General features: G+C 42.9%; 17 protein-coding genes. 13 read left to right on the forward strand and 4 right to left on the reverse strand.

Going from position 1 to position 18,333, the window contains the following annotated elements:
- Positions 1 to 6: 6 nt before the first annotated feature.
- Genes cobI through ACRD69_RS22480 form a run of 9 tightly spaced genes read left to right on the forward strand, consistent with a single transcriptional unit; the run spans position 7 to position 9,584 of the window.
- A complete protein-coding gene (gene cobI / locus ACRD69_RS22440) occupies positions 7 to 732 on the forward strand; it encodes a precorrin-2 C(20)-methyltransferase (protein ID WP_430817398.1) in 726 nt (241 codons plus the stop codon).
- Positions 719 to 2,110, forward strand: coding sequence for a precorrin-3B C(17)-methyltransferase (gene cobJ / locus ACRD69_RS22445; protein WP_430817399.1), 1,392 nt, complete (start codon positions 719 to 721; stop codon positions 2,108 to 2,110). Before cobI ends, cobJ begins: the two co-directional genes overlap by 14 nt.
- Positions 2,103 to 3,293, forward strand: coding sequence for a precorrin-6y C5,15-methyltransferase (decarboxylating) subunit CbiE (gene cbiE / locus ACRD69_RS22450; RefSeq protein WP_430817400.1), 1,191 nt, complete (start codon positions 2,103 to 2,105; stop codon positions 3,291 to 3,293). The genes cobJ and cbiE overlap by 8 nt, the downstream gene beginning before the upstream one ends.
- A 20-nt stretch (positions 3,294 to 3,313) precedes the next feature.
- A complete protein-coding gene (cobM, locus tag ACRD69_RS22455) occupies positions 3,314 to 5,140 on the forward strand; it encodes a precorrin-4 C(11)-methyltransferase (protein WP_430817401.1) in 1,827 nt (608 codons plus the stop codon).
- Positions 5,133 to 6,974: a cobalt-precorrin-5B (C(1))-methyltransferase CbiD gene (gene cbiD, locus ACRD69_RS22460; RefSeq protein WP_430817402.1), complete on the forward strand. Its 1,842-nt coding sequence runs from the start codon at positions 5,133 to 5,135 to the stop codon at positions 6,972 to 6,974. The genes cobM and cbiD overlap by 8 nt, the downstream gene beginning before the upstream one ends.
- A 26-nt stretch (positions 6,975 to 7,000) precedes the next feature.
- On the forward strand, positions 7,001 to 7,765 hold the full coding sequence (locus ACRD69_RS22465) for an energy-coupling factor ABC transporter permease (protein WP_430817403.1): 765 nt from the start codon (positions 7,001 to 7,003) through the stop codon (positions 7,763 to 7,765).
- The gene (locus ACRD69_RS22470; RefSeq protein WP_430817404.1) at positions 7,752 to 8,054 is read left to right on the forward strand and encodes an energy-coupling factor ABC transporter substrate-binding protein; all 303 of its coding nucleotides are present in this window, start codon (positions 7,752 to 7,754) and stop codon (positions 8,052 to 8,054) included. The genes ACRD69_RS22465 and ACRD69_RS22470 overlap by 14 nt, the downstream gene beginning before the upstream one ends.
- Positions 8,044 to 8,832, forward strand: a complete 789-nt coding sequence (locus ACRD69_RS22475) for an energy-coupling factor transporter transmembrane component T family protein (protein WP_430817405.1) — start codon at positions 8,044 to 8,046, stop codon at positions 8,830 to 8,832. The genes ACRD69_RS22470 and ACRD69_RS22475 overlap by 11 nt, the downstream gene beginning before the upstream one ends.
- A gap of 2 nt (positions 8,833 to 8,834) precedes the next feature.
- Positions 8,835 to 9,584, forward strand: coding sequence for an energy-coupling factor ABC transporter ATP-binding protein (locus tag ACRD69_RS22480; RefSeq protein ID WP_430817406.1), 750 nt, complete (start codon positions 8,835 to 8,837; stop codon positions 9,582 to 9,584).
- A gap of 9 nt (positions 9,585 to 9,593) precedes the next feature.
- Here ACRD69_RS22480 and ACRD69_RS22485 read toward each other — a convergent pair whose 3' ends face one another.
- From ACRD69_RS22485 to ACRD69_RS22500, 4 genes are all read right to left on the reverse strand, one after another.
- Complete coding sequence (locus ACRD69_RS22485) at positions 9,594 to 10,286, reverse strand: YjjG family noncanonical pyrimidine nucleotidase (protein WP_430817407.1); 693 nt, start codon at positions 10,284 to 10,286, stop codon at positions 9,594 to 9,596.
- 191 nt (positions 10,287 to 10,477) lie between these two features.
- A complete protein-coding gene (locus ACRD69_RS22490) occupies positions 10,478 to 11,350 on the reverse strand; it encodes a Cbp1 family collagen-binding glycoprotein adhesin (RefSeq protein WP_430817408.1) in 873 nt (290 codons plus the stop codon).
- A 127-nt stretch (positions 11,351 to 11,477) separates the two neighbouring features.
- Positions 11,478 to 12,197, reverse strand: a complete 720-nt coding sequence (gene rsmI / locus ACRD69_RS22495; RefSeq protein WP_430817409.1) for a 16S rRNA (cytidine(1402)-2'-O)-methyltransferase — start codon at positions 12,195 to 12,197, stop codon at positions 11,478 to 11,480.
- 97 nt (positions 12,198 to 12,294) lie between these two features.
- Positions 12,295 to 13,386 (reverse strand): DUF8457 domain-containing protein, encoded by a 1,092-nt coding sequence (locus ACRD69_RS22500; protein WP_430817410.1) that lies wholly within the window; start codon positions 13,384 to 13,386, stop codon positions 12,295 to 12,297.
- Between the two features lie 68 nt (positions 13,387 to 13,454).
- Between ACRD69_RS22500 and ACRD69_RS22505 the strand changes: the two genes are divergently transcribed.
- The 4 genes from ACRD69_RS22505 (at position 13,455) to ACRD69_RS22520 (ending at position 18,307) form a co-directional block, all read left to right on the forward strand.
- Entirely contained in the window at positions 13,455 to 14,030 is a 576-nt protein-coding gene (locus tag ACRD69_RS22505; protein ID WP_430817411.1) for a thymidine kinase, read from the forward strand.
- 1 nt (position 14,031) lies between these two features.
- Complete coding sequence (locus ACRD69_RS22510; RefSeq protein WP_430817412.1) at positions 14,032 to 16,485, forward strand: bifunctional UDP-N-acetylmuramoyl-tripeptide:D-alanyl-D-alanine ligase/alanine racemase; 2,454 nt, start codon at positions 14,032 to 14,034, stop codon at positions 16,483 to 16,485.
- Between the two features lie 98 nt (positions 16,486 to 16,583).
- Complete coding sequence (locus tag ACRD69_RS22515) at positions 16,584 to 16,892, forward strand: hypothetical protein (protein ID WP_430817413.1); 309 nt, start codon at positions 16,584 to 16,586, stop codon at positions 16,890 to 16,892.
- A gap of 179 nt (positions 16,893 to 17,071) precedes the next feature.
- Positions 17,072 to 18,307 (forward strand): AGE family epimerase/isomerase, encoded by a 1,236-nt coding sequence (locus tag ACRD69_RS22520; RefSeq protein ID WP_430817414.1) that lies wholly within the window; start codon positions 17,072 to 17,074, stop codon positions 18,305 to 18,307.
- Positions 18,308 to 18,333: the final 26 nt, after the last annotated feature.

Below are 18,333 nucleotides of genomic sequence, written 5' to 3' on the forward strand. Positions count from 1 at the left end.
CAAGTCATGAGTAAAGAAACGATATATGGCGTAGCACTTGGGCCAGGTGATCCGGAACTGATAACCATTAAGGCTCTGAAAACATTACAAAGAGCTGATGTTATTTATTATCCGGTGACGACCAACAGCAAAGGCATAAAAAGTTCAATGGCCATGCGTGTTCTGGGTGAATTAGAGCTTGATGGAACAAAGCTTAAACCTGTCAGTGTAGCCATGAAATATGATCGCTCCGAAGTCAATGCAACCTATCGCCAACTGGCTGCCAGATGCATTCAACACGCCGAAGCAGGTGAGGTAGTAGCAGTGGTCAGTGAAGGTGATATTGCGTTCTACAGCACCTTTGCCTATCTGATAGATGATTTCAATAATGCCGGGATTAACTATGAGATGATACCCGGTGTTCCCGCTTTTATTCTTGGTGGATCCTTAAGCCGGCAGGCAATATGTACACAATCGGATAAGGTATTGGTCGTACCGGACTTGAGCAGTGAAGCTCAATTAATAGAGCATGTGTTAAGCAATGAAACTGTTGTTATGATGAAAGTATCAAAAGTAAAGGGCTGGATAGCCGATTTCATTGCTGCTAATCAGCTTGACTTTTTTTATGGTGAGTACATGGGTACCGATAAAGCATTTACATGTTCTGATATTGAAGTGCTAAAGCAAAGGCAAATACCATATTTTTCAATAATTATTATAAAATCGACAATAGTAAGCAATGGGTCAAATTAAAGTAATAGGCTTAGGGCCGGGTAGTCCTGAATTATTTCTAAAGCCTGCCGTTGAAGCCATTCAACAGGCCGATATTGTAATAGGATATAAGTATTATTTCCAATTTATAGAGTGCTATTTACAGGAAGGTACCGAGTGCATGGATACGGGTATGCGCCAGGAAGTGCAACGTGCTAAAATAGCATTTGACAAGGCCGAATCAGGCATGAATGTAGTGGTGATCAGTTCCGGCGATGCAGGAATATATGGTATGGCTTCCCTGGTTCTTGAAATGGCAGATAAACGACAATCATCAGTCAGTGTTGAGGTTGTTCCCGGTATATCGGCTTTTCAGGCAGCGGCAGCAAAATTAGGCGCGCCATTGAGTCATGATTTTGTGATATTATCACTATCAGATCTGTTAACGCCCTGGAAACTGATCGAAAAACGCATGAAGGCAGCAGCTATTGGTGATTTTGTTACGGTGCTGTATAATCCGAGGAGTCAAAAGCGTTACTGGCAGATATACCGCTTTCAGGAAATCTTTCTGGGTGAAAGGTCAGCCGACACACCGGTGGCTGTCGTTCGCCAGGTAGAAAGGGAGGAAGAACACATCACACTGACAACCTTAGGTGAGTTTGACCCCGAAATAGTTGATATGTTCTCCATCGTTGTTATTGGTAATTCACAAAGTTACCTGGCCGGTAACAAGTTTATTACGCCAAGGGGTTATTACTCAAAGTATGATGAGGAAGGGGCTCCGGGGCCGCTGATCATGCAGGAAAGCTTTCGAACAATTGCAGAGCGATTAAGTGATTTGAATATTTCTAATGAAGAAAAGTGGGTGATGATGCATTGTATCCATACCACGGCCGATTTTGAAATGAAAGAGCTTTTAAGGGTAAAAAATGATGCAGTGACCCGTATTAATGACTACCTGCTGAAGGGAGGAACAGTTATTACAGATGTGACCATGGTACAAAGCGGGATTCGTAAAAAAGCGTGTGAGCGCTATGGGATCAATATAAAATGTTATTTGCACGATGAGCGCACACAGGCCCTGGCTACAGCGAAAAATATAACCCGAACCCAGGCTGGTATTCGTCTGGCTGTTGAAGAGCACCCTGATGCTTTATATGTATTTGGCAACGCACCAACAGCCCTGATTGAATTAACCGAATTAATGAGACGTAAGCAGTTTCAGCCGGCTGGAATTATTGGTGCCCCGGTTGGATTTGTTAATGTTGAGGAGTCAAAGCATCGTCTTAAAACCTTTGCTAACCTGCCTTATATTAGCATAGAGGGACGAAAGGGCGGTTCTAACCTGGCTGCAACAATCGTTAACGCAGTGCTGAGTCGTGATGAAGCCGAAACGTTAAAGCCCGGACGTGATGTGTAAGTTTTTGGTTATAGGCATATCAGACCAGTCAAAGCCAGAGTTAAGTGCTGAGATCAAACATTTACTGGCTACTCACACGGTCTTTTCAGGCGGGAAACGGCATTATGACCTGGTCAAGGAGTTTTTACCTGTCAGGCATCAGTGGATCGATGTATTGGTTCCACTGGCCCAAACGTTTAAAAGATACAGGGAAGTCGCTCAGCCAATTATCCTTTTTGCATCTGGCGACCCTTTGTTTTTTGGTATTGCCAATACATTGAAGCGTGAGTTTCCTGATGCAACCATAAAAGTATATCCATCCTTCAACAGCCTGCAGATGCTGGCACATCAGTGTCACATACCCTATGGCACTATGAAGGTGGCAACACTGACAGGTCGTCCATGGATCAACCTGGATCAGGAGTTGATCAAAGGCACCGCATTAATTGGTGTATTGACTGACCGGCAAAAAACACCTGGTGCCATCGCATCCCGAATGAAAGAGTTTGGTTTCGATAACTATAGAATTTACCTGGGAGAACGAATGGGTGGAGCGCTGGAGAAGGTCAGGTGTTTATCTGTTGATGAATGTGCCGGACTGACATGCGATATGCCCAATTGCCTGATCATTGAAAAAACGCGTCATTTTGATCGCGCAATGGGCATTCATGAAGCCGATTTTCACTTTCTGGAGGGTCGCCCAAGGATGATAACCAAACGAAGCATTCGCCTGATGTCATTATCCATGTTAAAGCTTGATACCGCCAGGGTATTGTGGGATATTGGTTTCTGCACGGGCTCCGTTTCCATTGAAGCCAGGCAGGCAGCCCCGCATGTTGATGTGTTTGCCATTGAGAAACGTGAAGAATCTCGCGCTTTAATGATCAACAATCAACGTCAGTTCAGAATCCCGGGTATCAATGCAATGATTGGCGATTTCTTTGAAAGTAACTTAAGCCATTGGCCAATGCCTGATCGTGTTTTTATCGGTGGCCATGGAGGCAGGCTGATCGAAATGGTGCAGATACTTGAAAAGGTTCTGGCTCCCGGAGGCATCATCGTATTCAATGCAGTAAGCAGGCAAACGAATGAGCAATTTAAAGAGGCGCTTGAGTCCTGCTCGATGACAATGACTGATTCGATGTTAATTCAACAGGATGAATTCAATGCAGTAAGCGTTTTACAGGCAACAAAAGATTATTAAGATCAATGAACGAATTGCAAATGAATAAGAAAGCAATCATAATCAATAACCGCAATGCAATGGTCATTGCTAATCTCCTGAAACAGGAGTTGGATGCTGTTATCTATACCACGTCAGAGCTGGAAGGTACTGAAAGAATCGTATCTATTTCTGATTTTCTTAGTTCGAACTTTTCAAAACTGGATGGTCTTATCTTTATCGGGGCGCTGGGTATCACCGTTCGTTCCATAACACCTTTTATTGAAAGTAAACAAAGTGATCCTGCCGTGATCAACATGGATATTCACGGACGTTTTGTACAATCAGTGGTTTCAGGACATAAGGGAGGGGCTAATGCTTTAGCGCAGCGAATAGCCAGGATAACAGGTGGGCAGGCTGTAATAACAACAGCCAGCGATTCATTGGATTTATGGCCCCTCGATATTATCGGACGGGCTTACAACTGGGCCAACGAGTATATGGGAGCAGACGAAAATGCCTTTATAGCTCAGTTTGTTAATGGGGTCAAAACGGCCTTGCTCCTCGAAACCAAAGATGCCGGAACGAAGCACCTGGAAGAAACGCTTCCTGCTCATGTTGAAGTGCATTATAAGGTGGCAAGTATCAATGAAAATGATGTTGACCTGATCATTGCTGTAACACCTTATTTACACAGCTTTGACACGCCCGCTTTGTTCTTTCGTCCAAAGTGCCTGATGCTTGGCTCGGGATCGCAGAAACTGTTAGACAGTTCTTTTTACCATGATGAGGTGGAAAAGTTATTGCAAACTAATGGTTTTAGTGCTCTGTCAATTCATTCGCTTCATTCTGTCGATGTAAAAAAGGATGAGCAGGCATTCATCGACTATGCCCGCACAGAAGCAATTGATTTTATCACGCATAGTGCAAGTGACCTGAACAGGGTAGCCGGCAAGCTCGAAACATCAGAAGCTGCATTGGAGGCTACAGGTGCAATCAACGTATCAGAGGCTGCTGCTCTTTTGGCTTCGGGAAATGCACAGTTGCTGGTGAATAAGACAAAAGCATGTGACCAGAACGGAAAGCATTGTACCATTGCAGTAGCCATGGATATGGCACAGGAGCGAAGCGGCATGATCTATATCGTAGGTGCTGGTCCCGGTGATCCTGAACTGGTTTCTGTGAAAGGAAAAAAGCTGTTACAGGCTGCTGATTTGATTCTGTATGCCGGTAGCCTGGTGCCTGAAGAATTAACGCATTATGCCAGGAGTGGATGCGTGGTGCGTAACTCTGCTCAGATGGATTTGCAGGAACAGTTCGATACCATGAAAGCTGTGTATGATAAAGGTGGAATGGTCGTGCGTTTACATACCGGTGATCCCTGTATTTATGGAGCTATTCAGGAGCAAATGAGCTTTTTTGATGAACATGGCATGCCTTATGAAATCATTCCGGGTATTTCGTCGTTTCAGGCTGCTGCGGCTCGCTTAAGATCTCAGTTCACCATACCCGAGCGTATACAGACGATCATTCTCACACGTGGAGAAGGGCGCACACCAATGCCTGAACGCGAAAAGCTATCAGAGCTGGCTAAATTTCAGAGTACCATCTGCCTGTTTTTAAGTGTTTCCCTGATAGACGATATGCAAAGACAGTTGCTGGAAGGTTACCCTCCGGAAACGCCTGTTGCCATTTGTTATAAATTGACATGGAAAGAAGAGAGGATATGGCGGGGGCAGCTTAAGGATCTGGCCAATATTGTAAAAGACAATAAGCTTAAGCTAACGGTTATGATCGTAGTGGGTGAAGCCATTGATAACCGTCAGATGCGCTCTAAGTTATACGACCGTCAATTCACACATTTATTCAGAGAGGGAAAGAGTGAGTAAGCCGGCTAAAATATTACTCTTTGGCGGAACAACGGAGGGAAAAGCAACAGCCAACTGGTTAAACGATATGGGCTTTAGCTACTGTTACTCCACCAAAACGCCTACTAAGTTCAAGGTTCACCAGGGGTGTGAAAAGATAGAAGGTGCGCTTTCGCCTGATGCAATGAAGGCCTTTTGCCTGCAACACAAGATTAGTATTGTGATTGATGCGGCACATCCCTATGCGAAGGAATTACATTGGAATATTCATGCTTGTTGCAGAAGTATTGGTATACCGCATCTGCGGGTTGAGCGCAGCGTGCCTCAGAAAGCTGAGCAAAGCAATGTGGTATACCTGCCATCATTGGATGAGATGATTCAATATTGTGTAGAGAATTCTTTCGATCGTATTTTGTCCCTGATGGGTGTTAAGAGTGTGGGGCAATTACACCGTGGATTACATGACAGGATGGTCTGGTATCGGATTCTTGACAGGGAAATGTCATGGAGTGAAGCTCTGGGGCACGGGGTGGAGCGCACTAAAATACTGGCCTCATCGGCTCTCGATAACATTTCTGATTCAGAAGAGCTGATCGCTCAGGAAAAGATTGATGCCTTGTTAACCAAGGATAGTGGTTACAATGGTTTGTTCGACCAGAAACTGGAGTTGGCACATCAATACAATTTGCCACTGTTGGTGCTGGAACAACCCTCAATGCCCGCTTTTGATAGTATTGTCAGGTGCCGTGCCGACCTGCGTCAGTATATGGAAGCACACTACCACTTACCAAAGAAAGAGCTGGCTCATGGCTATACCAGTGGTACCTGTGCCACCATTTGCGCACAGGCGGCAGCTTCAATATTACTGAATGGCTGGTGTGCTGATGAGCAGCGTATTGCATTGCCCGATGGTGAGTTGGTAACCATGCCGGTTCATACTTCAGGGAAAGAAGAGAATAGTGCCTTTGCAACAGTTATCAAGAACAGTGGTGATGACCCCGATTTAATGGATGGACTGGTGATTGGGTGTCGAATAAGATTAAATGAAAGTGGAGCCATCAGGTTTGTTAAGGGGGAAGGTATTGGAACGGTGCGTTTGCCGGGCCTGCAACTGCCCGTTGGCGAACCTGCCATCAATAAAGTGCCACGAGCCATGATCACAGGTGTGCTTGATCAGCTTAAAGAGGAATATGAAATGCCCGGTGCCGGATTTGATGTGGAAGTTTTTATTCCGCGGGGAAAACGTTTGGCACAAAAAACGTTTAATCCACGTTTGGGCATCGAAGGAGGTTTGTCTGTTATAGGTAGTACAGGACGTATCAAACCATTTTCATCAGAGGCCTATGTGAACAGTATTAAACGCCAGCTTGGGCTGGTTAAAGAAAATGGATCGCAACATATTGTATTGAATTCTGGTGGACGAAGTGAAAATTACCTGAGACGGCATTTCAGGGATTTACCCGATCATTGCTTTATTCAATATGGTAATTATATAGGTGAGGCACTGGCCGCCGCCGCATCATGTGGTGTTCAAAAGGTCAGCCTGGGTATAATGACAGGTAAGGCTGTGAAACTGGCTGCAGGACACCTGGATACGCATAGTCGTAAGGTGGTGATGGATAAAAAGTTTATACGGCGAATGGCGATGGATGCCGGGTATACCGGTAAATGCCTTAAACAAATAGATAATATACGCCTGGCAAGGGAGCTGGAACAAATCTTCCCTTTCAAAGCTGATGAACCTTTTTTTAAACGTTTAAAGCAAAGCTGTGAAGCGACTGCCACCGCGATAGATGGAGATTTTCAATTGCAGCTGATACTGATCAACAATGATGGTGTGCTGCTTGATCAATAAAATGTAATGAGATTAAATGACAGACAATGACTAAAAAGAACCTGCTAATACTTCTGATAGTACTTTTGCCTCTTCAGGCCTTTGGTATGCACATAATGGAGGGCTACTTGCCTGCCGGCTGGTCACTCATATGGAGTGTTATTTTTATCCCTTTCTTATTCCTTGGAATTAAAAGTGTTCGTCAGCAATTGGCACAAACACCTGAGCGGCGTATGATACTCGCCATGGTTGTTGCCTTTGCTTTTGTTTTATCATCGCTTAAGCTGCCATCGGTCACAGGCAGTAGTTCGCATGCCACAGGTATGGGATTTGGAACCGCATTGGTGGGACCAATGGCCATGTCGGTAGTTGGCTGTATTGTCCTGCTTTTTCAGGTGTTTTTGTTAGCTCATGGAGGCATAACCACCCTGGGAGCAAATGCTTTTGCTATGGCTTGCGCAGGACCCTTGATCACCTTTGCTGTGTTTAAGGTATTGCAAAAAGCTAAATGCTCATTACGAGTGGCCTTGTTTGCTGCTACTGTTATCGGAAACCTGGCAACATATGTGGTAACATCAGTGCAATTGGCATTGGCTCATCCCGATTCAGCCACCGGTTTTTGGGGGGCATTTATCAAGTTTATTGGCATTTTTGGTATTACACAGATACCGGTTGCGATTGTTGAGGGATTATTAACCGTGATCGTTATAAATATTTTAGTGCAGAATGACTTTATTAAAGAGTCGGGCATATTCTCATTAAACAGTATCAAGCAAATCGGAAAAAAGAAACTGGCTCATGAAAACAAATAAGAAGCTTACAAAGCAAAACTATTTATTGTTACTCCTTGTGTTACTTATTCCGGTGATTGCCTTATGGTTGGGCGGAGACTCTGAATTTGGGGGAGCCGATACAATAGCAGTCGACCTTATTGATAATGGCAAGCAGGCTTATAAGCCATGGTTTGAAGCGCTGTGGGCACCGCCCGGTGGCGAGACGGAGAGTTTGCTTTTTGCATTACAGGCTGCCTTAGGTACAGGTGTGCTGGCCTATTTTATTGGATATATTAAAGGAAAAAGGGTTGCTCTAAATGCCAAATAGTACTGGTAATATCAATCATGTAGCTGCTAACAGGCTTGGCACAACTTGTTTTTTATCAGGAACGGGTGAGAAGATCCTGCTGGTTACCTTATGGCTGCTTTTGGCAATAAGCATCCATCAGTGGCTTACACAGTGCCTGATGTTACTAACGGGTATACTGGGATTTACTGTTTTCTTACCCCGTAGTAAAAAGGAGTGGAGATTTTTCCTGGTGGCAGGCACATTTATCCTTACGGGAACGCTCGGATTAATTGTTGAAACCGGTAGTATATCACCCGGTGCGATACTGCATTTTTCTGTATTTGGAGTATGGTGGAATATTACAGAAGCCAGTATGGCACATGCAGGTCTTACCGCGATTAAAGCACTGAATGGATTATGTGCCATTCGGCTGGCCATGCTTTGCCTGTCATTTGAGGAAGCCATGTCAGTTGCCAGGCGTTTACATTTACCCGATGTACTGATAGAGCAGATTCTTTTATCATATCGCTACTTGTTTGGAATAAAAAATACGGCTAACGAGGTTATGCTGGCCCAAAGACAGCGATTGGGCTACGGCACTTTCCGAAATAGTATGCGTTCATTTGCAGGCATGCTGGCGGCGGTGTTCATTAAAAGCCTGCGTTTATCACTGCAGAATTATCAGGCCATGCAGGTGCGTGGATATCACGGGCATGTCTATTGTCCCGAAAAATGGGAGAAAAGCTCGCTATTCAATGTGCTGTGTATTGCAGCGTTGGCAGGTGGTTTTGTTGCACTTTCTTTTTATCGTTTATAGTTATGGCTGTTATAGAGCTGAAAAATATTGAATACACCTATTCTTCCGGCACAACTGCCTTAAGAAATATCTCTTTAAGCATTGAAAAAGGACAGAGGGTGGCGCTCATGGGCAGTAATGGTTCTGGTAAGTCGAGCCTTTGCCTGTTACTGGCCGGTGTTATCAAACCCGATCAAGGGGAATACCTGGTATATGGGAAAGCCTTTCGTTATTGTCGAAAACACCGGGTTGAATTGTGCAAGCGCATCGGGTATGTTTTTCAGGATCCGGATGTGCAGGTTGTTTCATCTCATGTGCAGGAGGATGTGGCTTTTGGTCTTCGAAACATAGGCATAAGTGAAGGGGAGGTAGAGAAGCGTGTTGATCATTACCTGGAACTGGCAGGTATTGGTGATTTAAAATCTAAAGCTGTTCATACACTGAGTTACGGGCAAAAAAAGCAGGTGGCACTGGCAGGTGTGCTGGCAATGGAGCCTGAGGTGATCATGCTCGATGAGCCCTTTGCCTGGCTGGATTACAGGCAGTCGCAACGTCTGTTGAAGATCCTCGGTCAATTGAGTGATAGCGGAAAAACCGTCATTGTGAGTACACATGATACTCAATTTGCCAGTGAGTGGGCCGGCAGGGCTTTAATCATGCAAGAGGGCAGCTTAAGAGTCAATGGCTCTGCCAATGAGGTTTTTGCCAATCCTGAATTATTGGAAGAGATGAATGTTGCACCGGTCATCAACCCTTGTTCTGTTTATACTTAAAAGGGGATGTTATAAGAACTCCAGCAACTCTTTTAGCTCATTAATGGTGTATGTTATCTGCACCTCGTGTTCCTGCTTCTTCGAGTTGAAAAATACCTGGTCAATGCCGGCCTTTTGAGCACCCTTGATATCAGCTTCAAGACTATCGCCAATTACAAGGCTTTCTTTTTTGCTGGCATGACTGCTTTTAATGGCATAGTCAAAAAAGTAGGTATTGGGCTTTTGAACACCAATAAGTTCTGAAATGTAGATATTGTTAAAGAATGGGCGCAAACCACTGTTGTGCAGTTTTTGAGTTTGCACTTCCTTGAAACCATTGGTTATAATATGTAATTGATAGCGCTCCTTAAGTGTTTGCAGTACGTCAATGGTATCAGGAAACAATATGGTTTTCGTGGCACTGATAGCCAGATAATCCGCTGCGAATTGCCGTGCAACGTTTAGGTCATCAAAACCTGCCTCGGCAAAAGGCAGGTAGAATCGTTGCACATTAAGCGTTTTTTTATCGACCTTATTTTTACGGTATTGAGCCCATAAGTACAAGTTATGTGGCTCATATTTGCTATGAAAGTCATCATAATCAGCAAAAAAACGCGCTAAATGATAGCTGTCAAACATCTCTCGTAAAGCGGCTTCAGAGTTGGCCTCAAAATCCCATAGCGTATGGTCAAGATCAAAGAAGAGGTGTTTGTATTTTTTCATTCTTATTTATTGGTTTATTAGTTTATTAGTCGAGTTGATTATCCCGATAAACATCTGGTGTTGAACTGTCGAACTGCTAAATTGTCAAACTGTTGATAGAGTTGATGTGTTTATTAGTTGAAATCCCCCATCCCAACATCTCACATCGAACATCCCAACATCTCACATCTCACATCCCAGCATCCCCACCTTTATTTGGAAACCTGAATGACCATATGACGTGACATGCTCCAGAAAAGTTCTTTATCTGATATTTTCAGAACCATGGCTCCATCACTACCGGTAGTTAGGGTATATGATGATTCCGGATGGTTAGACAAAAGCTTGGCTTTAGGCATGTATACATTCAATGAATCCATTTCACGATAGTCAATGGTTGAGAAATAGTCTTGTGAATAGCCCTCAGATAACAGCTTTTTCTTGCTCAGGAAACCATCACTTGAAAGAATACCTTCATTTTTTAATTCTTTTTTAGTGCCAAAAACATAGTAGGCTCTATACAGCTTTTCAATTGTTTCATCCAACTCCTGTTGTGTGGCAACCTTAACGCCTTCCAATGAGTCAACCACAAATTGCAGTCCGTCAATAGTGAAGTTAAGGTCTGCTATTTCAAGGCTTTGACTTTCCAGCTGACGTTGCAGTTGAATGATCTCAACCGTTTTGTCTTTCAGTTGCGCATTAAGTCGCTTCACTAATTTGTTAAGATTGGCATTGTTTGAGCCCGCTTGCTGCAGTTGTTTTTCAAGCTGTGAGATCTGGTCTTTATTTTGAAGCATTAAATCATAGATCACTTGTATATCGCGATTAATACGATCTTCCAAGGCATCGCCGCCATTTTCATTATTGGCCACGTTAAGCGTGATCAAATGTTCTTTTTCTTTAATTTTCTGCAGGTTGTCATCGATCTCCAGCAAAGCGGCAGCCAGGCTGTTCATCTGTCGGTCTTTTTCAATTGACAGTAATTGAAGTGAATCAATCGTTCTGTCACTATCCGAATTTGTGCCGGAATCCCGCTTACAGCTGAATAATCCGATTATCAATACTAAGGCTAAAATGTTTCTCATTATCTACTGCTTTGTGTATTTGTTAGTTTAAAAGTTGATCTGTTAAATAGTCTATCCCGATCATGATCGGTGTTGAATTGTTGATATACACTATGATGATCTAAATGGCATACTCAGGCATAATACCTTACATTTCCTTCTTGCGTCTTCGATCTTCGGCCTTTTTTCTTTTCTCCTCAAGCTTTCCTTCAACAATTACAACTATTTCTCCTTTAACGGTTTTCGATGAAAAATATTGTTGCAGTTCTTCCAGTGTGCCTTGTTTATTTTCTTCGTGCAACTTACTTATTTCTCGTGAAACAGATGCTTTTCTGTCTGCTCCGAAATGCTCAATAAACTGACCAAGTGTTTTTACAAGGCGGAAAGGTGATTCATAAAACACCATGGTCCGGCTTTCTTCTGCCAAAAATTCCAAACGTGTTTTTCGACCTTTCTTCTGTGGTAAAAATCCTTCAAAGCAAAAGCGATCATTGGGTAAGCCAGAGTTAACCAGGGCGGGAACAAATGCAGTTGGTCCTGGCAGACACTCCACTTCAATACTTTCTTCCACACACTTTTTCACCATCAGGTAACCTGGATCTGAAATAGCCGGTGTGCCCGCATCAGAAACTAATGCAGCCGTTTCTCCTGCTTTCAGACGTTCTGCTATTTTATCAACAGATGAGTGCTCATTGAATTTATGATGGGAGATCATACGGGTAGATACTTCCAGGTGCTTAAGTAAAAAGCCTGTGGTACGGGTATCTTCAGCCATTATAAAATCTACTTCTTTTAGTATCCGGATGGCACGTAAAGTAATGTCTTCAAGGTTACCGATGGGTGTAGGTACTATATATAGTTTGCTCATTTTTTAGATTGGTAGTTTGTTGAACAGTTGAAATGTTTATAAGTTGAACGCCAAACTGGAAACCAGAAACTCTAAACTTATCAACTATTAAACTAATTTAAATAAACCTTCTTTTAATGCTTTTGAAAAAGGCCTCACTTGCCTCGTTATTACTTCCCCAGCTGTAATTGGATTGCAAAAAACTGATGGCCGAATCATAGCTTTCCATGCTGTTGATCTGGTCAAGTGTCTGGTTAAATAGATCGGCATTGTTATTAAATAACTCACGCTGGTAGTAAAAGCGGTCGTTTAAGCCAAACGCTTTTTTGACATCATCAACCGGTTTACCAATCTGCTTAATATCTTCAACAATTTCCTTTTTATTGGCCAATATGTCATTTACCGATGAGCTTTCCTGGTTGATAACTTCGCCCAATACCGATTTCCTGGCTTCTTTTTTCGGCACAGCATTATGACTGATGGTTCTTTTTTCAATACCGGCATTCGATGCATCAGACTTAAGCTGCGGTGATTCTTTCGGTGCTTGCACCGTTTTAGTTACAGCAGCCGGTGTCTCATTGCCGGATTGATTTGTATGAGATGAATTGCTCAGTGAGTCAGAGTCCGATGGCTTTGTATTATTATCGACTACCACTGAGTCATTGCTAATGTGCGATGAATCATTTGCGGCTTCAGTTGAACCGGTGTCTGAATGCCTTGTATCACTTTCGCCTGACATCGTTTCCGTACGGGAATGTATGGTATCAACTGTAGCTGATAATGCTTTATTGTCAGGTTGTTTTGGTCGCTCTTCGATTTCCCTGGTAATGCCTGCGGGGCCTGTCGGATCAACCACAGGGGCCTTTGCCTTACTTTGGGGGGCATGTGTATGATTTACAACATCCTCCTTCACCATGTTGGATTCTCCTTCAACAAAGCGGCTTGAAGATTCAGCAATGGCAGAATTGTCATTTTCAACAGAAGGGGCTGGCACTGTCGAAGTTAATGATGATTCATTGGTATCTGTTGATACTTTTTTGACATTAAGTTGCTCCAATAAGCTTAACTCCTCATTAATGTTTGCTATTTTAGTGCGAGTTAAGTTGATAAAAGCGACGTTAAGTTCCTGCTTACCTTTAAAGGTATTTACCAGTGCATGGACTTCCTTTATATCATTAAGGATTATATCGATCAGAGCTTCTTTTTCCATAATATTGATGTGGCTTTTATAGACTATACAAAGGTAACGATTGCAATTAAATAAACCGGATACACTAAATGTTTCTTGAAAATAAGGCCAATAGAGAGTCGCAAAAAGGTTGGATTGAGGTAATTGTAGGCTCCATGTTTTCGGGTAAAACCGAAGAACTGCTTCGACGATTGAAGCGGGCAAAGATTGCCCGCCAAAAGGTGGAGATTTTTAAACCAATGGTGGATGTTCGCTACAGTGAAGATGAAGTGGTATCACACGATTCCAATGCCATACGTTCCACACCTGTTGAATCATCAGGTAATATTATGCTGCTAAGTGGTAATGTTAACGTGGTAGGAATAGATGAGGCACAGTTTTTTGATAATGGTCTGGCCGATGTCTGTCATCAATTGGCTAACCAGGGAATTCGGGTTATTGTGGCCGGCCTGGATATGGATTTTAAAGGCAAGCCTTTCGGACCTATTCCATCATTACTGGCTACCGCTGAATATGTAACCAAAGTACATGCCATTTGCATGCGCTGTGGTGATCTGGCTCAGTTCTCTCACCGCCTGTCCGATGAAGAAAAATTGGTTGTTTTAGGGGAGAAAGGGGAGTACGAACCACTGTGCCGCTGCTGTTTTATCAAAGCCAATTCATAATATGTCCTACTCAGTCGTACAATTAGCCCAATGGAGTAACGCCAGGCTTATCGGTGTTTCAGATCAAACTGTCGAGAAGATCGTTTATGACAGTCGTAAACCCTTTACACCTGATCACACCCTGTTTGTTGCTATCAATAGCTCAACTAACAACGGGCATGCTTTTATTCCTGAATTGTACGAAAAAGGAATGCGCATCTTTATTGTCGAGGTCAAGGCAGCAATAGATTATCAATTGTACCCCGAGGCGTCCTTTATTGAGTGCAGTAACTCGGTCGACTGCCTGCAACTGATTGCAGGTCGGATACGTCAGAGCTTTTCTGCTCCTTTTATCGGCATTACAGGCAGTAATGGTAAAACCATTATTAAAGAGTGGTTGACACGAATATTGGAGAGTACCTCTAAAGTGGGGCGCTCACCACGAAGTTTTAATAGTCAGATAGGTGTGCCATTGTCTGTTTGGCTCTTATCCGAAGACATTAACTATGCCATTATCGAAGCCGGAATTTCCATGCCGGGTGAAATGGACAAGATAGCCGATTGCATAAGACCTGATTATGGCATATTGACAAATATAGGCCAGGCCCATCAGGAGAATTTTCAAACTATTGAACAGAAGCTTGATGAAAAACTTAAGCTGTTTGACTCTGCTCATACCATTTTTTATAATGGTGACGATGCATTGGTAAGCAAGGCCATAAAAAACAAATTCCCGCGTAAAAAACTGGTAAGTGCAGGAGTTAACTCCACTAACGACCTACAGGTTAAGCAAAGCGTTTTAAGTCATGGTAAAATGAAATTAAGCCTGTTATGGCAAGAGCAATCATTTGTTTTAGAGCTGCCATTTCAGGATGCCATATCTGTTGAAAACTCGTTGCTGGTTGCATTGTGCGCCTTGCATCTTGGTATTACAATTGAGGTGTTGCAAAAGGAAATGTTGCGGCTATCGCCCATTGCCATGCGACTGGAGCAAAAGGAGGCTATTAATAATTGTCTTTTAATTGATGACGGTTACAGTGCCGATCTAACCTCTCTTGAACTGGCACTTGATTTCCTGAATCAGATGGGAGCGAAGCGTGGCTTGTCAAAGACCCTGATCTTATCTGACATTCAACAGAGCGGTATGAATGCTGCTTTACTTTTTAAGAAGGTGCAAAAACTAGCCCATGAAAAGGGTATAAGTAAACTTATTGGTATCGGTCATGAGCTATACAGTGCCATGGGTGGAGTTAATGCGTATCAAAATACTGATGAGTTTCTTCAAAAAGCCGACATTAGCTCGTTTAAGGATGAAGCTATTTTGCTGAAAGGTGCACGTCACTTTGCATTTGAGCGGATTTCGGCCATGCTAGAGCAACGTCGGCATAAGACGGTATTGGAGATAAACCTTAATGCGCTGGCCGAAAATGTCAAGTATTTTCGATCCTTGTTAAAGAAGGAAACCAAGCTACTGGCCATGGTAAAGGCCTTTTCATATGGCACAGGATCCTTTGAGATAGCCAATTTACTGGCTCTTCAAAAAGTGGATTACCTGGGTGTAGCCTTTGCTGATGAGGGCATTGAATTGCGAAAGGCAGGTATAAATCTGCCAATAATTGTGATGAATCCTGAGTTAAGCAGTTTTCCACTAATGCTTGAATATGAGTTGGAGCCAGAGATCTATAGTTTCGAGGTGCTTGATGCTTTTTTATCGGCAGTTCAAAGGCAAGGTGTAAGCCAGGTGCCCATTCATATTAAAGTAGATACAGGCATGAACAGGCTGGGTTTTATACCCGACGATGTTGATGAATTGATCAGACAGATCAAAAAGTACTCATCGGTATATGTAAGCAGCGTCTTTTCGCACCTGGCAGGAAGCGACGAAGCTATTCACGATGGGTATACACAGCTGCAGGTTGAGCGCTTCAGTGTGTGTTGCGATCAGCTGGAAGATGGTTTGGGCTATTCATTTATCCGTCATATTCTCAACTCGGCAGGTATTGAACGATTTCCTGAAGCTCAGATGGATATGGTGCGCTTAGGTATAGGCATGTATGGCGTTTCAGCTATTGGTAATCAACACCTGCAACAGGTTAATACGCTCAATTCATATGTGTCGCAACTGAAGAAAATCAAAGCAGGAGAAACAGTAGGCTATAGCCGGAAAGGCCAATCAGAAAAGGATATGCAGATCGCAGTTATTCCCATAGGCTATGCCGATGGCTACAACCGTCGTTTAAGCAACGGTGTTGGTCATGTGATCATAAATGGTAAAGAAGCTCGCGTAGTAGGTAATATTTGCATGGACATGTGCATGGTCGATGTGACTGAACTAAATATTAAAACAGGCGATAAGGTTGAAATATTTGGATCACAATTATGCATTAATGACCTTGCCAGGTGTCTTGAAACCATACCTTACGAAATTTTGACCAGTATAAGTCGTCGTGTTAAGCGCGTTTATGTGATGGAATAGAGAGTGTTACATTTTATGTGAAAATACTCATGCTGTAAAACACGTGTTTTATCGCTTTTAATTGTCTTATCAATGCACTTAAATCTTATTTTTGCGGCATGAACAAACTAAGCGGTGATATTTCGGAATTAGTGAAGGAGCATGTGCAGGGCCTGGATCCGTATGCTGAAGTAATACTTTTGTTTCCCCAGGGAACAGGTATGCACGAGGATATTCAGATCTACGTCTTATCTAACGAAAAAGTCGATTTTCGCCTTGAACAACAATACCTGGATGCCAAATACCAGGTTGAATTAATGTCGGGCCAGTCCATATCACTATATGTCTATTCAAAAGTAGACTGGCACAAACAACTGAAAGACACACCTATCTATCAAAAAGTAAGCGGCGAGGGCGTTTATCTTTAATACATTGCTCCGTAATCGTTTGCATAAGCTTACCTGAATAATGTATATTCTTCTTAGGTGTTGAATATCATGGGAGTAATAAGGGGTGTGTGCTCCAGGTCCTGTTTGATTCAATAAGATCTTTCTAATATTTACATCTTTGTATGGAAGATTATTACATCATCCAAACAAACAACACCATGCAATACACATTACTGCTTCTTTCCTTGTTTATACTTGTATCCTGTCAACAGGCGTCAAACAACGCAGATGCTCAATTTTACGCTACATCCATGGAGCAATCCATTCATTTTTTTGACAAGGCTTATAATGCTGATCAGGGCTTTTATTATTCGGAAGTTAACCATTTGGGGCAAATAGAATCTGACCGCGTGCACACTGTTGCCCTCAGTCGCATGATTTATGGTCTTGCTTATGCGGCAGCTGTTAATGCTGAGTTTGCTGTCAGGGCTGAAAAAGCAGCCGCCTTTCAGTTAAAGCATATGATTGCTGAGGATAAGGATGGTTTGTATTACAAACCGGCCATTGGAGAAGGGGAACAGGCAGAACAGAAAGTGTTTGATATTTGGCAACAAGCCTATGGTGCCTGTGGATTGACCGAGCTGTACAGGCATACCGGAGATGAAATGCTGCTCCATCAGATCCATCGCTTGAACAATGCTTTTATTAAACGATTTCAGGATAAAGCCAATGGGGGATTTTATGGATTGTACGATGCTGAAGAAGGGCAGGTGAGCGGCTCAAAAACAATTCAATCGCTGATGTACCCGATCACTGCCTTAATGGGTAACCTGTGGCTGGCTGATATCGGAAACAGGGAGCAATATGAAACCATTATCAAAGAACACCTGGCAATAGCATACAAAAGCGTATGGAATGATTCCTTACAATGGGTTAATACACGTTTTGATGATAACTGGCAGCCCGTTTATGCTGATGGAGACATGGTCTCGCCAGGGCATAATTTCCAGTTTGCTGCGCTTATGCTGCGTAGCGCTAACTGGTCATTCTTAAGCGATCAGGAACGCTCGGATTACCATAAACTTGGTAAAACTATTGTAAAAGCGACCCTGGAAAAGAATATATGGGCCGGGCAAGAGGTGTCACAGGGCTTTTTTGAAGCTATTAACCCACATACGGGAGAGGTCTTGTACAGAAATAAATCGTGGTGGCAACATTGTGAGGCCTTGATCGCCTTATCATTTATAAAAGATGAGTTCGCAGACGAATATCAGCAGCTTAAGGATTTCTATTTCGGCACTTTCATCGATACGGAACATGGAGGTGAATGGGCGAAAGTAGATGAAGATAACCAGCCGCTTGTTGAGCCTAAAGGACAAAAAGGAAAATCAGTTTATCATCACATTGAAATGCTGCGTTTTTTATCTGAAGCAGAACAGAAAACTTCACATTAAAGAATTACTAGACTGATTAACTGTCG

Origin of the sequence: Carboxylicivirga agarovorans (genome assembly GCF_050589845.1) — a bacterium.
GTDB classification, from domain to species: domain Bacteria; phylum Bacteroidota; class Bacteroidia; order Bacteroidales; family Marinilabiliaceae; genus Carboxylicivirga; species Carboxylicivirga agarovorans.

Coding starts and splice junctions, on each gene's coding strand:
- cobI (WP_430817398.1), top strand. CDS start 7: ATGAGTAAAGAAACGATATATGGCGTAGCACTTGGGCCAGGTGATCCG.
- cobJ (WP_430817399.1), top strand. CDS start 719: ATGGGTCAAATTAAAGTAATAGGCTTAGGGCCGGGTAGTCCTGAATTA.
- cbiE (WP_430817400.1), top strand. CDS start 2,103: ATGTGTAAGTTTTTGGTTATAGGCATATCAGACCAGTCAAAGCCAGAG.
- cobM (WP_430817401.1), top strand. CDS start 3,314: ATGAATAAGAAAGCAATCATAATCAATAACCGCAATGCAATGGTCATT.
- ACRD69_RS22465 (WP_430817403.1), top strand. CDS start 7,001: ATGACTAAAAAGAACCTGCTAATACTTCTGATAGTACTTTTGCCTCTT.
- ACRD69_RS22470 (WP_430817404.1), top strand. CDS start 7,752: ATGAAAACAAATAAGAAGCTTACAAAGCAAAACTATTTATTGTTACTC.
- ACRD69_RS22475 (WP_430817405.1), top strand. CDS start 8,044: ATGCCAAATAGTACTGGTAATATCAATCATGTAGCTGCTAACAGGCTT.
- ACRD69_RS22480 (WP_430817406.1), top strand. CDS start 8,835: ATGGCTGTTATAGAGCTGAAAAATATTGAATACACCTATTCTTCCGGC.
- ACRD69_RS22485 (WP_430817407.1), bottom strand. CDS start 10,286: ATGAAAAAATACAAACACCTCTTCTTTGATCTTGACCATACGCTATGG.
- ACRD69_RS22490 (WP_430817408.1), bottom strand. CDS start 11,350: ATGAGAAACATTTTAGCCTTAGTATTGATAATCGGATTATTCAGCTGT.
- rsmI (WP_430817409.1), bottom strand. CDS start 12,197: ATGAGCAAACTATATATAGTACCTACACCCATCGGTAACCTTGAAGAC.
- ACRD69_RS22500 (WP_430817410.1), bottom strand. CDS start 13,386: ATGGAAAAAGAAGCTCTGATCGATATAATCCTTAATGATATAAAGGAA.
- ACRD69_RS22505 (WP_430817411.1), top strand. CDS start 13,455: ATGTTTCTTGAAAATAAGGCCAATAGAGAGTCGCAAAAAGGTTGGATT.
- ACRD69_RS22510 (WP_430817412.1), top strand. CDS start 14,032: ATGTCCTACTCAGTCGTACAATTAGCCCAATGGAGTAACGCCAGGCTT.
- ACRD69_RS22515 (WP_430817413.1), top strand. CDS start 16,584: ATGAACAAACTAAGCGGTGATATTTCGGAATTAGTGAAGGAGCATGTG.
- ACRD69_RS22520 (WP_430817414.1), top strand. CDS start 17,072: ATGCAATACACATTACTGCTTCTTTCCTTGTTTATACTTGTATCCTGT.